At 71.9% G+C, this 15,165-nt stretch carries 11 protein-coding genes and 4 pseudogenes; 8 read left to right on the top strand and 7 right to left on the bottom strand.

Annotation, left to right across the window (positions count from 1 at the left end):
• The first annotated feature begins 24 nt into the window (after positions 1-24).
• The 5 genes and pseudogenes from BJF85_RS16235 to BJF85_RS30265 all read left to right on the top strand — a co-directional run bounded on the left by BJF85_RS16235 (position 25) and on the right by BJF85_RS30265 (position 5,046).
• Positions 25-1,269 carry a MoxR family ATPase gene (locus BJF85_RS16235; protein WP_083666459.1) on the top strand — a complete coding sequence of 415 codons (1,245 nt, stop codon included), beginning with the start codon at positions 25-27 and terminating at the stop codon, positions 1,267-1,269.
• Between the two features lie 7 nt (positions 1,270-1,276).
• Positions 1,277-2,542: a DUF58 domain-containing protein gene (locus BJF85_RS16240; RefSeq protein ID WP_075848789.1), complete on the top strand. Its 1,266-nt coding sequence runs from the start codon at positions 1,277-1,279 to the stop codon at positions 2,540-2,542.
• Between the two features lie 155 nt (positions 2,543-2,697).
• Positions 2,698-3,207: pseudogene (locus tag BJF85_RS31505) on the top strand (transglutaminaseTgpA domain-containing protein); the annotation flags it as partial.
• 556 nt (positions 3,208-3,763) lie between these two features.
• Positions 3,764-4,152: pseudogene (locus BJF85_RS30260) on the top strand (transglutaminase family protein); the annotation flags it as partial.
• Between the two features lie 318 nt (positions 4,153-4,470).
• On the top strand, positions 4,471-5,046 hold the full coding sequence (locus BJF85_RS30265) for a DUF4129 domain-containing protein (protein ID WP_255375692.1): 576 nt from the start codon (positions 4,471-4,473) through the stop codon (positions 5,044-5,046).
• A 140-nt stretch (positions 5,047-5,186) separates the two neighbouring features.
• Here BJF85_RS30265 and BJF85_RS16250 read toward each other — a convergent pair.
• The 3 genes and pseudogenes from BJF85_RS16250 to BJF85_RS16260 form a co-directional block, all read right to left on the bottom strand.
• Positions 5,187-5,608, bottom strand: a pseudogene (locus tag BJF85_RS16250) (DUF3040 domain-containing protein).
• Between the two features lie 207 nt (positions 5,609-5,815).
• Positions 5,816-7,111: a DNA polymerase IV gene (dinB, locus tag BJF85_RS16255; RefSeq protein ID WP_075848630.1), complete on the bottom strand. Its 1,296-nt coding sequence runs from the start codon at positions 7,109-7,111 to the stop codon at positions 5,816-5,818.
• A 58-nt stretch (positions 7,112-7,169) separates the two neighbouring features.
• A complete protein-coding gene (locus tag BJF85_RS16260; RefSeq protein WP_075848632.1) occupies positions 7,170-7,931 on the bottom strand; it encodes a bifunctional 2-polyprenyl-6-hydroxyphenol methylase/3-demethylubiquinol 3-O-methyltransferase UbiG in 762 nt (253 codons plus the stop codon).
• A 158-nt stretch (positions 7,932-8,089) separates the two neighbouring features.
• On the opposite strand from BJF85_RS16260, the gene BJF85_RS16265 reads away from it, so the two are divergent.
• From BJF85_RS16265 to BJF85_RS30275, 3 genes and pseudogenes are all read left to right on the top strand, one after another.
• Positions 8,090-8,941, top strand: a complete 852-nt coding sequence (locus tag BJF85_RS16265; RefSeq protein WP_075848634.1) for a ParA family protein — start codon at positions 8,090-8,092, stop codon at positions 8,939-8,941.
• Positions 8,942-8,943: 2 nt separating this feature from the next.
• Positions 8,944-9,767 (top strand): annotated as a pseudogene (locus tag BJF85_RS30270) (DNA-formamidopyrimidine glycosylase family protein).
• Positions 9,768-10,296: 529 nt separating this feature from the next.
• Complete coding sequence (locus BJF85_RS30275) at positions 10,297-10,587, top strand: hypothetical protein (RefSeq protein ID WP_075848636.1); 291 nt, start codon at positions 10,297-10,299, stop codon at positions 10,585-10,587.
• A gap of 136 nt (positions 10,588-10,723) precedes the next feature.
• Here BJF85_RS30275 and BJF85_RS29000 read toward each other — a convergent pair whose 3' ends face one another.
• The 4 genes from BJF85_RS29000 to BJF85_RS16295 form a co-directional block, all read right to left on the bottom strand.
• Positions 10,724-11,032: an NAD(P)-binding protein gene (locus BJF85_RS29000; RefSeq protein WP_075848638.1), complete on the bottom strand. Its 309-nt coding sequence runs from the start codon at positions 11,030-11,032 to the stop codon at positions 10,724-10,726.
• Positions 11,033-11,128: 96 nt separating this feature from the next.
• The gene (locus BJF85_RS16285; protein WP_083666461.1) at positions 11,129-12,391 is read right to left on the bottom strand and encodes an HNH endonuclease signature motif containing protein; all 1,263 of its coding nucleotides are present in this window, start codon (positions 12,389-12,391) and stop codon (positions 11,129-11,131) included.
• A gap of 442 nt (positions 12,392-12,833) precedes the next feature.
• Complete coding sequence (locus tag BJF85_RS16290) at positions 12,834-13,643, bottom strand: SDR family oxidoreductase (protein ID WP_075848641.1); 810 nt, start codon at positions 13,641-13,643, stop codon at positions 12,834-12,836.
• Between the two features lie 134 nt (positions 13,644-13,777).
• Complete coding sequence (locus BJF85_RS16295) at positions 13,778-14,953, bottom strand: MFS transporter (RefSeq protein WP_369822195.1); 1,176 nt, start codon at positions 14,951-14,953, stop codon at positions 13,778-13,780.
• Positions 14,954-15,165 lie beyond the last annotated feature (212 nt).

A 15,165-nucleotide genomic window follows, 5' to 3' on the forward strand; every position in this document is an offset into this window, starting at 1 on the left:
TGGACGTGGGAACGTGGAGGTCGTGTGACGTCGAGAGGGCATTCAGCCGCAACCGCCGACACGTTCGGTGATCGCCCCGCGCACGCGGCCGCCCACCCCAACGCCGAGCACCCCGACCACGGCGGCCCCGACCAGCGTGAGCAGCGCGTCGAGACCGGTGGGCTCGGTGAGCTGCACGAGACCGCCCGGCGCATCGCGGGCAACGTCGAACGCGTCCTCGTCGGCAAGCCGGACGTCGTCCGCATCGCCCTGGTCACGCTGCTCGCCGAGGGGCACCTGCTGGTCGAGGACGTGCCCGGCGTCGGCAAGACCTCGCTGGCCAAGGCGCTCGGCCGGTCCATCGACTGCAGCGTGAGCCGCATCCAGTTCACCCCCGACCTGCTGCCCAGCGACGTCACGGGCGTGTCGATCTACAACCGGCACAACGCCGACTTCGAGTTCCGGCCCGGCCCGGTGTTCGCGAACATCGTGGTGGGCGACGAGATCAACCGCGCCTCGCCGAAGACCCAGTCGGCGCTGCTCGAATGCATGGAGGAACGGCAGGTCACGGTCGACACGACCACCTACCCGCTCGAGTCGCCGTTCATGGTCATCGCCACCCAGAACCCGATCGAGATGGAAGGCACCTACGCCCTCCCCGAGGCCCAGCGCGATCGGTTCACCGCACGCGTGTCCATCGGCTACCCCGACCCGCAGGCCGAGCTGGCGATGGTCGACGAGCACGCCGGGCACAGCCCGCTCGACGAACTCACCCCCGCCTCCGACGGCGCGACCGTGCACCGGCTCGCCACCGCCGTCCAGCAGCTCCACGTGGCCCCCGAGGTCCGGCAGTACGCCGTCGACATCGTCTCGGCCACCCGGCAGCTGCCCGAGCTGCGCCTCGGCGCCTCGCCGCGCGCCACCCTCCAGTTCCTGCGCGCCGCGCGCGCCCAGGCCGCCCTGTCGGGCCGCGACTTCGTCGTCCCCGACGACCTGCACGCCGTGGCCGTACCCGTGCTGGCCCACCGGCTCGTGCTCACCACCGAGGCGCAGGCCGCGCGCCGCTCCGCAGCCGACGTCGTGCGCTCGGTGCTGCAGCGGCTGCCCGTGCCCCAGCGGGGCGCCCCCGCCGGCACGCAGGCCGGGGGCTCGACGAACGGGCATCACCCGCAGCACGCCGCCACACCTCCCGCCCAGCCCTACCCCGACGGTCGCGCGGGACCGCCGGTGACCACGTCGGACGCTGACGTACGGACCCAGGGCCATGACCACCTCCGCGGGACGGCGTAAACCCGCGTTGCTGCGCGCACTGTCCGGTCTGACCACGCGCGGACGCTGTCTGCTCGCCGCCGGTGTCGCGGCAGCGATCTGCGCCGCGGTGCTCAACGAGCGGGGTTTACTGCGCATCGCGGTGTTCGTCATCGCCCTGCCGCTGTTGACCGTGCTGCTGGCGTCGGCCTCGCGCGTGCGCATCGGCGCGCGGCGGCTGCTGTCGGAGGAACGTGTGCCCGTCGGCGGCGACGGGGAGGTGCGACTCGACCTGTGGCGTACGGGACGACTCCCCGCAGGCGAGATCCTGCTCGAGGACCGCGTGCCGCAGGTCCTCGGCGTGCGGCCGCGGTTCGTCGTCGAACGCCTCCCCCACCATCCGGTGTCCCTGCGCTACCCGATCCGCCCCGGACTGCGCGGCGTGCACCGCATCGGCTCGTTGCGCGCGACCATCACCGACCCGTTCGGACTGTGCGAGTTCGACCGCGACCTGGCCCCGCCGTCGCGCATCGTCGTCGTCCCGCGCATCACGCGCCTGCAGGGCATGCCCGGTGGCGCCGGCACCGGTGGCGGTGAGACCGGCAACGTGCGCCTGCACGCCGGCCATGGCGAACCCGACGTCATGGTGCGCCAATACCGCACCGGCGACGACCTGCGGAAGGTCCACTGGCGCTCCACCGCCCGCCGCGACGAGGTCATGGTGCGCGTCGAGGAACGGCCCTGGCGCGGCGGGACGACCGTACTGCTCGACCACCGTGCCGCCGCCCACCACGGCATCGGCACCCCCGACGGCAGCCTCGAGTGGGCGATCGAGTTCGCCGCGAGCGCGTGCCTGCACCTCGGCCGCGCGGGCATGCCGGTGCGGCTGGTCAGCGGCAACGGCCTGCCCGTGGTCGACGCCCCGCAGCAGTCGGGACCGCAGGCCGACGGCGTGGTGCTCGACGCCCTCGCCGCGCTCCAACCCACGCACGACCGCGAACTCGCCACCGGCGCCGATCCGGGCCACGGCCAGGAGCTCGTCGCCGTCCTCGGCACCATCGGTGCCCAGGGCGTCGCCGAGCTGACGAACGTGCGCACCCGCGGCGTCCGCAGCCTCGCCGTGCTCGTCGACACCGCCTCGTGGCCCGAACCGGGCCGACCCGCGGGCCCGCCGGTCGACGAGGCCGCGTCGCTGCTGCGGTCCGCGGGCTGGGGCGTCGTCGTCGCCGACCGCAGCATGCGCATCGACGAGGCGTGGACCCGGCTGTGCTCCATCCCGGCCCGCGGCCCGGTCCAGGCGGGAGGTGGCTGGTGAGCGTCACGCCCCCGGCGGCCCCGCCCCAGCAACCCGCCACCGCTCCCGGCGCCGGGGACGCCCCCCGGCGCGGCCCGGCCCTCACGGTGCACGGCGTCGTCGCCCCGCTCGTGGCCGCGCTCGCGGTGATCGCCGCCGCGACGTCGCTGAGCGGGGTGCTGCAGGGCTGGTCGTGGTTCGGCGACGTGCTGCTCGCCACGCTGTTGATCACGGCGACGGGCATCGCGACCCGCGCGGCACGGCTGCACCCGTTCGTCGTGGGCGCGGCGCAGCTGCTCGTGCTGCTGATGCTCATCACCGGCTCGTTCACGACGACGGGGGTGCTCACGGTCCTGCCCGGGCCGGAGGCGTTCGCCGAACTGCACCGCGTGCTGCTCGGCGGATTCGAGGACATTCGCACCGGACTGCCGCCCGTCGAGGCGAGCGCCGGCATCCGCTGTCTGATCATGATCTCGCTCGGTCTGGTCGCACTGATCGTCGACATCCTCGCGATCACCGCGGCCGCCCCGGCCGCCACCGGCCTCGTGCTGCTGTGCCTGTACGCCGTCCCCTCGGCGCTGACCTCGGACATGCTGCCGTGGTGGACGTTCACCCTCGGCGTCGCCGCGTTCGCCGCGCTGCTGGCGGTCGACGGCAGCACCGGCACCGGGTGTGGCGTAACCGCACACCCGTGCGCGCGCGGGCGTCAGCGTCGGGTCGGTGTCGGCCCCCGTGGCGGTGGTCGTGACCGCCGTCGTCGCGGGACTCGTCGCCGGCGCCACCATCACGGTCGTCGGCACCGAGGGAAGCCTGCCCGGCTCCGACTCCGAGGAGCGCCAGGCACCCGGCGGACTCGGCGTCTCCCCGTTCACCTCGCTGCGCGGCATGCTCGGCGAACGGGGCGATGCGCGGATGTTCGAGGTCGACGGCCTCGGCGAGGACGTACCGCTGATGCGCGCCTTCACCCTGTCCCGATACGTGCCCGGCGAAGGGTGGGCGCTGCCGGAGGGCCGGCGGATGCCCGCCGGGCAACCGGCCGACGGCGTCCTGCCGCCCGCCCCCGGCGACACCCCGTCCGGCGACGCGCGCACCGTTCGCGTCACGCCGGTCAACTGGCTCGACGTCTGGCTGCCCACCTACGGCCGGATGCGCAGCATCGATCCGCCGTCGCCCGGCTGGTACTACGACCCCGGCAGCGGCGCCGTGTACAGCGAGGACCGGCGTCGCCCCGAGGCGTACACGATGACGACCTCGCTCGAGGAACCGTCCACCGAGCAGCTGCGCGCCCAGGGCGCCGTCACCGGCGGATCCGCCGAGTACCTCCGGGCCGACCACGTCGACCCGCGGGTGCGCGGTCTCGCCGAGGACCTCACCCGCGACCAGGACACGACGTTCGACCAGGCCCGGTCGATCTGGCGGCACTTCACCGACCCGGCCAACGGGTTCGTCTACGACACCCAGACCGCGCCGGCGTCCGATCCGGACGCGCTCGCCGACTTCGTCCTCCACGGCAAACGCGGCTTCTGCGAGCAGTACGCCTCGGCCATGGCCGTGATGCTGCGCTCGATCGACGTGCCTCCCGGGTCGCCGTCGGCTTCACCCGCGGCTACCAGGACGGTCAGGGCTCGCGGGTCATCACCTCGCAGGACGCGCACGCGTGGGTCGAGGTGTACTTCGACGACCTGGGCTGGGTCACGTTCGACCCCACCCCGCTCAGCGACGGCCGCGGCTACACGCCCGACTACCTCGACACCGAGGAGGACCCGCTGCCGCCGGACCCGGCGGAGGACGAGTCCGCGCCGGACGACCCCCGGCCGACGTCGGAGGAACCCGCACCCGCCCCCGAGGACGGTCAGGACGCGCAGGCCCAGCCGGACCCGCACTCCGGCCCGCCGGCACAGTGGCCGGGATGGCTGGCCGGCGGTCTGCTGGCCGCGACGACGGCGGCCGTGCTGCTGGGCGGCCGGCGGTTCGTCACCGGCGGCCCGCCGGTGAGCACTGCCGTCGCCGCGGCGGTCGGCGGCGCGTGGGCGGTCTCGCTGGTGCTGGCCGGGTGGCTGCTGCACTGGGCGGTGCCGCTCGTGGTGCTCCTCGGTGTCGCCGCCCTGCTCGGACCGGCCGCCACGCGTGAGTTCGGCCGGCGCCGCCGGCTCGCCGAGGTCTCCCGCGGCACGCCCGCCTCGGCGGACGCCGCGTGGCGTGAGGTGCTGGCCGAGTGCGCCGACCGCGGCCTGGACATCCCGTCGACCGAGACGCTCCGCCAGGCCCGCGACACCATCACCGACCGGCTCGCGCTCGACGACGAGGGCCGCCGCCACCTGTCGACGATCGTGCAGGTGGTCGAACGCTCGTGGTACAGCCCCACCGGCGCGGCCGGCGCCGGCCCGTCAGCAGGCGCCGGCCTGCCGGGCGGCACCGAACCGAACCTGGCCGAGGCCGTGGAGGGCCTGCGTGCGGCGATGGACCGCCACTCCCCGCTCCCCTGGCGAGGCCAACTGGTCCCCCGCTCCCTCCTCTCCCGCTGACCCCAGAAGCTCCCAAGGGCCCTTGGGAGCTCAGGCGGCGGGACGTGCCCCGGACATGATTTCGAGCAGGGCACCGGTGGCCGGTGCCCTGCTCGAAGTCGGTATGTGCATGTCGCGGCCCGCGGGAGCGGGTCGCGGTGTTATCGATCGTCGAACCGCTGGCGGAGACGATCCTCCATCTTCTGCGAGAAGGAGCTGCGTTTGGCCTGAGCGGCGCCGGACGAGCCGCCGCCGGAGCCCCCAGTGCCGCCGCTGTCGGCGTCCTCCGCTTCCGGCTCCCCACCTGCTCGCATGGCAGTGACGACGAGCACCACCCCCAAGAACATCACCAGGAAGCCGAACACGCTGATCAGCGGGATCTCGCAACCCGCACCGGCACGATGACGCCGAGCACCAGCAGGCCGATGCCCAGTACGAACAGCGCACCGCCCTGCAGACGCTTACCGCGCTTCGGGCGGCGCACCTTGGCGCCACGTACCGACGATGCGAACTTGGGGTCCTCGGCATAGAGCTCGCGCTCGATCTGGTCGAGCAGCCGCTGCTCATGCTCGGAGAGTGGCATCTTTCCTCCTCCGGCACAGCGCTTTCCGGTGCCTCTCGCGCACCGGACCGCAATTCGTCGTGGACCCTGACAAGCCCCAGGGTCGGGGTGTCACCACCCAGGATACGAGGACCTCGCGCCGGCGACTACCCGATCTCACCTTCCGGCAGGACTCTTTCCTGCGACAACGACGGAGCGGACCGTGACCTGCACGGAACGCGATCAACATCACCTCTCATCGGGTGACAACAGCGACGCCGGACGGATCGCCGCGGACCCGAATCTCGACCGGGCGTCATCGGCCGCCCGTTCGGCCTCCCGCCAGCGCGGGCTCGCAGTCACTCCGGGTGTCTCCGTCGCGAGCGTGTCGAAGCTCAGTTGCTCCGCGGCATCCCCGTCCGCGAGGCCCTCCATGCGGACCCCGACGAGCCGCACCGGCACCGGGTCGCCGGAGGGCGTCGCGGTGGCCTCCCGGAACAGTTCGGACGCCTGCGCATGCACCTCGCGGGACGAGTCGGTGGCGGCGCCGAGCGTGCGGGCGCGGGTGATCGTGCGGAAGTCGGCGAAGCGCACCTTGATCGACACGGTCCGGCCGCGCAGCGCCTTGGCCCGCAACGTCGCCGCGACGCGTTCGGACAGGCGCAGCAATTCCCGGTCGAGCACGCCGCGGTCGCGGACGTCGGTGTCGAAGGTGTGCTCGGCACCGAGCGACTTCTCCTCCGATTCGGCCACCACGGGGCGGTCGTCGCGGCCGTGGGCAAGTGCGTGCAGGTGCGGGCCCGCGGCGTTGCCGACACTGCGCCGCAGTCTCTGCACGGGTGCGGCGGCGACGTCGGCGATCGTGGCGAAGCCGTGGTTGCGCAGAGTCTCCTCGGTGCGGGCGCCGACGCCCCAGAGCGCCGAGACGGGCAGCGGGTGCAGGAACTCGAGCGTGCAGGCGTCGGGGACGACGACCATGGCGTCCGGCTTGGCCATGCCGGAGGCCAGTTTGGCGATGAACTTGGCCCGGCCGACGCCGACGGAGCAGGTGATGCCGTGTTCGGCGGCCACGCGCGCCCGGATGCGCGCGCCGAGCTCGGCGGGGGACGCGCCGAGCCGGCGCAGGGCGCCGCCGACGTCCAGGAACGCCTCGTCGAGGCTGAGGGGCTCCACGAGCGGGGTCAGGTCGCGGAAGATCGCCATGACGCCGTCGGACACCTCGCGGTAGGCGTGCCTGCTCGGCGGGATCCACACGGCATCGGGGCACAGTTTGCGGGCCGCGCCGGCGGGCATGGCCGAGCGCACGCCGTACTTGCGTGCCGGGTAGTTGGCCGACAGCACGACGGACCGCGGGCCCTCGCCGGCGACGATCACGGGCCGTTCGGCCAGTTCGGGGTGTTCGCGCAGTTCCACGGCCGCGTAGAACGCGTCCATGTCGACGTGCAGGATCGGGCACCCGGTGTCGTCCGGGTAGTCACCGCGCGGGGTGTCGGTGCGCACCACGAAGCGCTCGTGCCCGCCGGGCAGCTGCGCGTTACGTCCCACGGCGCCAGCCTAGCCGCGGCCACCGACAGAACCGGGCCACACGGAACCCCGCGGCGGTTCAGGCGGGGCGGCGGGCCAGTACGTGCAGTCGGCTGGCGATGTCGCGCAGCGGCGGGGTGACGGCGGCGCGGTCCTCGAACTCGGTGAGGTCGCGTTCCCACGTCTCCTCGGCCCCGTCGCGAGCGGCGTCCAGGTGGTGCACGACGTCGGCGACGACGCCGTCGCCCTGCATGTGCGCGACGGTCAGGCCGGCGCCACCGAGCAGCATCTCGAGGCCCGGGGTGTCGAACCGGCGCAGCACGGTTTCGGAATCGCCGGTGAGCACGCCGTCGGGTGCGGCCAGTAGAGCGGTGGCCTCGCCGACGCGGCCGGCGAGTGCACGCTGCAGGACGGCGGCGTGGCGGTTGGCGACGAGCACGGACACGGCGCCGCCGGGTGCGGTGACGGCGGCGAAGGCGCGCACGGCGGCGGCGGGGTCGTCGACGACCTCGAGCAGTCCGTGGGCGAGGACGAGGTCGGCGGACGATTCGGGCACGGCGCCGGTGAGAGCGTCGGAGTCGTCGGCCACGACGGTGATGAGTTCGTCGACGCCGACCTCCCGTGCGCGCCGGCGCAGGGTGGCCAGCGCGTCGGGGTTGGGTTCGACGACGGTCACCTCGCATCCGTGGCGGGCCAGGGGCACGGCCCAACCGCCGCTGCCGCCGCCGACGTCGACCACCCGTGGCCTGCTGGAACGCTGTTCGCGCACCCGCGCCAGCTCGTCTTCCAGCACTCGCCGTACGGCCGGGGATCCGTGGCCGGCCGCGTACTCCGTTCGCATGGGCGCCCAGCGTAGTCACGCGCGTCGGCGACCGCGCGCCCTGTGTGCCGGACACGCCGGGCGTGACTGCCCGAGTCACACCGCCACCCACGTGAGGGATCTCGCGCGGGACGCCCGGACCACCCCGTGACGCTGCGCGAGCCGATACGCTTCGGGGCGTGCATACGGTCGCGGTGTTGAGCCTCAAGGGAGGCGTGGGCAAGACGACGGTCGCGCTCGGCCTTGCCTCCGCGGCGCTTCGGCGGGGGTCTCGCGCGTTGGTCGCGGACCTGGATCCGCAGGGCAACGCGACCGCGACGCTGAATCCGCCGATGACGGAGTCCACGTTGACGGCAGTGTTGGACACCCCGCGCGAGGCGGTGATCGATCGGGCGTTGGCGCCGAGCGGGTGGAGTCCCGAGTTGGACGTGTTCGTCAGTTCCGAGGATCTGGAGCTGCTGAACGAGCCGGGGCCGGATGCGCGGCGGATGGACAATCTGGCGCGGGCGTTGGACGTGTTGCGCGAGCGCCCGCCGGCGGTGGACGACCGGCCGTACGAGATCGCGATCCTGGATTGCCCGCCGTCGTTGGGCCGGTTGACCAGGTCGGCGTTGTTGGCGGCGGATTCGGCGTTGTTGGTGACGGAGCCGACGATGTATGCGGTGTCGGGCGCGGAGCGGGCGTTCGAGGCGATCGAGTCGGTGCGCCGTGGGCCGAACCCGCGGTTGCGGTCGGCCGGGGTGTTGGTGAACCGGTTGCGGCCGCGGTCGTACGAGCATCATTACCGGGTGGAGGAGCTGCGGGAGACGTTCGGCAGGGCGGTGATGCCGACGGCGATCCCGGATCAGTTGGCGATCCAGCAGGCGCAGGGCGCGTGTCTGCCGATTCACGAGTGGCGGTCGCCGGGGGCGCACGAGATCTCGTTGACGTTCAACATGGTGTTGGCGAAGATCCTGCGGTCGAGCCGTGCGGGTCGGCACCGCATCCTGGGTGGGGATCCGGAGCAGCACGCGCAGCCCGATTCGGCGTAGCGGTGCCGGAGGGCGACACGGTTTTCCGCACGGGGCGCGTGGTGGAGCGCGCGTTGGCCGGTGCGGTGATCACGCGCAGCGATTTCCGGCTGCCGGCGTTGGCGACGGCTGATGTGCGTGGCCGCACGTTCCTGGATGTGCGCACGGTGGGCAAGCACCTGTTCTTCCGGTTCGGCGCCGACGCGGCGGCGCCGGGGATGTGCTGAGCCTGCACAGCCATTTGCGGATGGACGGTGAGTGGCGGGTGGTGCGCCGCGGGGCGCGGTGGAGCGCGCCGGGCCATCAGGTGCGCGTGGCGTTGGCGACGGGGGCGGCCGAGGTGATCGGTGTGCGGGTGCATGATGTGGCGTTGCTGCCGGTGGCGGACGAACATCGCTGGGTGGGCCATCTGGGGCCGGATCTGTTGGACGCCGAGTGGTCGGACGAGCATGCCGGTCGCGCGGCGGAGAACCTGGCGGCGGACCCGGCGCGAGAATTGGGCGTGGCGCTGTTGGATCAGCGGGCGCTGGCCGGGGTGGGAAACCTGTACAAGGTGGAAACCTGTTTCCTGTTGGGTGTGACGCCGTGGACGCCGGTGTCCGATGTGGACCCGGTGGCCGCGGTGACGTTGGCGCGGAAGCTGTTGCGCGCCAATGCGCATCGTTGGCAGCAGAGCACGACTGGCGAGCTGGCACCGAGGCGCCGCACGTGGGTGTACGAACGCACGCGGCACGGCTGCTTCCGCTGCGGCGGCCCGGTGCGCGTGGCGCCGCAGGGTTCGGGTGTCGAGCAGCGACCGACGTGGTTCTGCCCGAGGTGCCAACAAGGACCCACCCCAGGGCGCTGACACGGCGTCGCGAACCGCCAACACGGCGACGCGGATTGCTGACACGGCGGAGTAGATCCCATCGTTTCGGGTTCGCCGCGGTTCGGGGGCGCCGGCAGTCTCCGCCTCATCAGCCTCGCCCAGCAGCGTCGTGACGGCACGCAGGGCGCTGTTGATCGAGATCTCGCCGCGCATTCCCGGTGCGGCGACCATGTCGCCGGCGAGGGCGACGTCGCCGCCGCGGTCGATGGCGGGCCGGTCTCGCCAGGTCTGTCCTGGCAGGTCGAGCGCGCCGGTGCGGCCCTTGGCCGTGGCGGTGCGGTGCCAGCGTGCACGTTCGCGCCATCCGGGCACGGTGTGGTCGGCGAGAAGTTCCAGGCGGTGTGCGGCGTCGGCCTTGCGCTCGGCGGCGCGCACGGGCATCTGCAGTTGGAACAGGGATTCGCCGGCCGGTGCGACGGTGTCGTCCTGGGCCGCGTAGTTCTCGTGGAAGCCGCCTTCGTCGAGGTCGAAGGCGACGAACCGGTCGGTGCGCGCCCGGGGTACGGCGATGTCGAGCAGTGCGGCATGTCCGCTGTGCCAGCGCAGCGTGTCGTCGCCGAGCAGGACGCGCGCCGAGGACAGCTCGGTGGCGACGATCGTCGGCGTGGTCGGCAGCTCGGTGACGCGGGAGCCGAGCACGATGTCGACGCCGCGTTCCTTGGCGACGGCCACCAGCCTGTCCACAACGGACTGCCAGCCGCCGACGACCCACCGCACGGCCGGTGGTTTGGGTGCGAAGACGCGTGTGATGAGGTCCCAGACGAAGGCGGCGGACAGGCGTCCGGTGTCGGCCTCGTAGGTGGCGACGGCGATGGCGTTGGCCGCGTGCCGGGCGGTCTCCTCCCCGAACCGTTCGGATGCCCACCCGTGGAAGTCCCGGTCGACCGGCGCGGCCCTCTTGGGGGTCAGGGTCATGCGCCGCAGCGACAGCATGCTCAGAAACCGCCGCGGCGGTATCGCGCGCAGGTCGCCGTCGACGCGGAACCCGATGCGCGCATCGCGCACCGACGGCCGTCCCAGCCGGCCGACCACCCCGTGGTCGACCAACCATGTCCAATGCGGCCCGTCGGCGTAGAACACGTGCGCCCCGTCATGGGCGACGTACGGACCCGACGTCGCCCTCCCCGCCCGCCGAGCGACGAATGCGCCTCGTGCAGCGTCACCTTCGCGCCCCGTTCGGCCGCCTCGACGGCCGCCACCAACCCGGCCAGTCCTCCACCGACGACCGTGATCTCCTTCGGCATGCTGTCCTCCCGAATGTGTCTTCTCTCCCCAGGACGAGACAGCGCGGCAGAACGTGACAGCACCGCTCCGGCAGGGAGCGAATCGGGCCTCCGAGGTCAGAAGGGCGGCGGTTCGTCGTCGTCGGGTTGGGAGGCGTTGTCGGGTTCGGGCGGTCGGGGTTCGAGGACGGTTTCGCGTTTGTCGGTGTAGGTGATGCCGAGTGGTGTGGTGATCGACGAGGTGCCGTGGGCGGGGTCGTAGTGGTTGATCCAGTCGGGGGCGTTTTTGAGTCGGTGGTGCTTGCGGCAGCGTAGGCCTGCGTTGTCGACGGCGGTTGAGCCGTGGTCTTTGGTCCACTGTTTCTGGTGGTCGAAGTCGCAGTGCCGGGCGGGCCTGCGGCACCAGGGGACGATGCACATCCGGTCCCGCACCTCGACGAGTGTGCGGATCGTCGAAGTCGGACGATAGGACGACCGGCCCAGGTCAACCGGGCTGCCGGTGGCCGGATCGCAGAGCACCTTGCGCCAGATCGACTTGGGGTTCGTCATGATCTCGCGGGCGTAGGTGGCCGGGATTGGTCCGATCCCGTCGATCGAAGCACCCGTCTCCGACATCGAGAGTGCCGTGTCGATCGGCATGTGCAGGTAGACCGTCGCCGCCGACCGCGGCACCTGAACGCCAGGATCGTTGCCCAGAAGCAGGTCGGCGAACACGTCCGCTCGTAGCTGGTCGAGGTTGCGCGAGGAGTCGTTCAGCCGGAGCTTGCGAGCCATCGCATCCACCCGGGCATAGGCGGCCGAGGCAACATCGGACGGCAGATCGGCCGAGATCCGCGACTGGGCATAGACGCCGTGATCCAAGGTCACCTTCCGACCTTCGTGGGCCATGCGAGCGGCGGCAGTCTCGGCACCGGGATCGACCTGCTTGACGATCTGCGAAGCGTGCCACGCCATATTCCGCGGCTGCCACGCAGTAAGAGACAGACGGGACAACTTCTCCTCAAGTAGCCGGTCAACCTCAAGAGCATCGGCATTGGAAATCGGGGCAACAACGTTCAACACGCGTTCAGCGCCATATCGATCCACCTGCCCGCCGTGCATGGCAGCCAGCAGCCGTGGCATCCGATGAGTCAACGCCAGTGCGGTATGAATCCGATCCAACACACCCTGCGGCGACAACCGAAGCTCGGGCGCCAACGCCTCAGCCAACGACCGCCGCTCCCACGAATCCGACGACGATCCAGAGTCGAACGAGGCCAGAAACGACACCTCAGCAGCATCAGCCCGAGCCCGCAAAGCAAGCACCGAACGGGCCTCATCAACGATCCCCTCAACATCTCTCACAACACCAACACTACCGAACAACTGAGCGAGACGCATCACCCGCTAGGCGACACAGCACTGACTCAAAGTGACCACCAAACCCCCACAAACAACGCCCACCGCCGAAGCGAAGCAAGGCCAAATACGCCACCACCCCACTCCCACCCACAAAACCGCACCCCGAAGTGTCATCCCGTCGACCTAAACAGCAACCATCACGCTGCAGTCAGGCGCAACCGAAACCCAAACAGGAACCAAGAACCAAAACCTTGCGCCCTGACTGCAGTGTGATAAACGCAAAGCCGAGGTCGACGGGATGACACTTCGGACCAGCGGCAACGCCGCCCCACCATCCCGGAGACCTGCCCGCCGGCGAGGCGCGCCTCCTCTGTCCCCGAAACACGAAAACGACGCCACCAACTGCCAACACAGCGCCGCAAAACGCTGACACGGCGACGCGAACTGCTAACACGGCGACGCGAGGTGCTGACACGGACACCTAACGCCGCCGACGGAACGCCGCCATCCTCCGGATGTAGCCGACCAACCCCACCGCCGGCACGGGCCGGGGCCAGGCGTCGGGCCGGAGATAGGCATCGGAGCCTCCGTCGACGAGCACGACGCTGCCGACGAGGAAGTCGGCGGCGTCGGAGAGCATGAATGTCATCCACGTCGCGAGCAGGGCGGGGTCGCCGTAGTTGCCGGCGGGCACGGGAAAGCCGGCGACAGCACGCGCCGAGGGGCTGTCGAGTTGGCGTTCCAGCAGTGGTGTGCGCACGGCGCCGGGCGCGAGGACGTTCAACCGGATGCCGGCTCCCGCCCACGCCGGGGTGACGGCGGTGCGCCGAACCCACCGACTGACGGCGAGTTTCGATGCCGCGTAGATCATCGGCGCGGCGCCGGTTCGGAACATGCGGACCGCGCGGACGGCCCGGTCGGGGTCGCCGGCCAGGAGCGCGCGGACCGAGCGGCGCGGTACGAGCGGTGTCACGGTCGTGGAGTTGCTGCCCACGACGACGACCTTCGCCGCGCCCGTCTCCGCCAACGCCGCTCGCCACGCGGCGAGCAGGTCCACGACGCCGAGGTAGTTGACGCGTGCGATGTCGTGCTCGCGCCGGGGCATCGGCCCCAGTCCGGCGGCCAACACGGCACCGTCGAGGCGTCCACCGCTGCGGCGGAGCACCTCCTGCGATGCGAATCGCCGGCCCTCGACCGTCGACAGGTCGGCCACGACGTCGGCGTCGCGGAGGTCGACGCCCACGACGGTGTGCCCTGCCGCGCGGAGCGCGTCGGCCGTCGCGAGCCCCATCCCGGACGCGACCCGGTCACGGAGTAAACACCCATAACTTATGACGTTAGCAGCGCAAACACCGCAAGCCACCGCCATTCGGTCGGCGTCAGACCCGCTCGGGCACCCGCTCCCCCGCCCCATCGGCCGCCCCGTCATCGGCACCATCCGTGACCGGCGCATCGGTGCCGTCCCGGTCGACGGCGCCGGCGGCGAGCGCGATGCCCAGTCCGACCACCGCCAGGACCGCGCCGATCAGCGCGGGCGAGGCGTAGCCCAGGCCTGCACCGATACCGATACCGCCGAGCCACGCTCCCCCCGGCGTTGGCGAGGTTGAACGCCGAGTGGTTCGACGCCGCTGCCAACGTCGGGGCGTTGCCGGCCTTACGCATGATCAGTACCTGCAGCGGTGCGGTGACACCGAAGCCGACGGCGCCGAGCACGACGGCCATGATCACGGCCGACCACGGCGAGTTGATCGCGAACCAGAACACCGCCAGCACCACGGCCAGCGCGGCGAGCGCGCCGTAGATCGTCGGGCGCAGTGCGCGGTCGGCGAGCGGTCCGACGATCAGCGAACCGGCCGTCATGCCGACACCGAACAACGCCAGAACCACGGGCACCGCGCTCTCGCCCATGCCGGCCAGTTCGGTCAGCATCGGCGAGATGTAGCTGTACACGGCGAACACGCCCGCGAACCCGAACACCGCCGTCGTCAGGCCCAGCACGACCTGCTGCCGGCCCATCGCGCGCACCTCTCCGCGCAGACCGCCGCCCGCGGGCTTCGGCAACGCCGGGACGAACGCGGCGACGCCCGCCACCGCCAGCAGGCCCAGCACCGCGACGACGAGGAACGCCGCCTGCCAGCCGAGGATCTGCCCGAGGAACGTGCCCGCGGGCACGCCGACGATGTTGGCGACCGTCAGCCCCATCAGCACGCGCGCCACCGCGGTCGCCTGCCGGGACGGATCCGCCAGCTGCGCGGCGACCAGGCTCGCCGCGCCGAGGTAGGCGCCGTGCGGCAGGCCGGCGATCACCCGCGCCGCGAACACGCCGGCATACCCGGGGGCGAACACGGTCGCGATGTTGCCGACGACGAACAGTGCGAGGAACAGCAGCAACGCCTGTTTGCGGCCCACGCGGGTGGCGAGCGCCGCCAGCAGCGGCGCGCCGACCACGACCCCGAGCGCGTAGGCGGAGATGAGATTGCCCGCGGTCGCCACGGACACGTCGAGTCCGCCCGCGACCTGCGGAAGCAGGCCCATGATCACGAACTCGGTCGTGCCGATGGCGAATGCTCCGAGCGCCAGAGCGCACAACGCCAAAGCCATGAGGGCAGCACCTTTCTCCGGCGAATCGAGGGGGTGGGAGGTCCAGCGGGAGGACGGGGCCACGTCCGGACTCGCAACACCGGGAGCTCTTGGCACGTGCCAAGTCCAGGGTCGCAGGCCCCGTCGGGATCGTTCAAGTCGCCGCCGGCGTGATCTGTCTCGCCGGACCACGGATCGGCCTCGGCGGACCACGCCCCCGCGGCGCGGCCCGC

Origin of the sequence: Saccharomonospora sp. CUA-673, from assembly GCF_001942305.1 — a bacterium.
GTDB lineage: Bacteria > Actinomycetota > Actinomycetes > Mycobacteriales > Pseudonocardiaceae > Prauserella.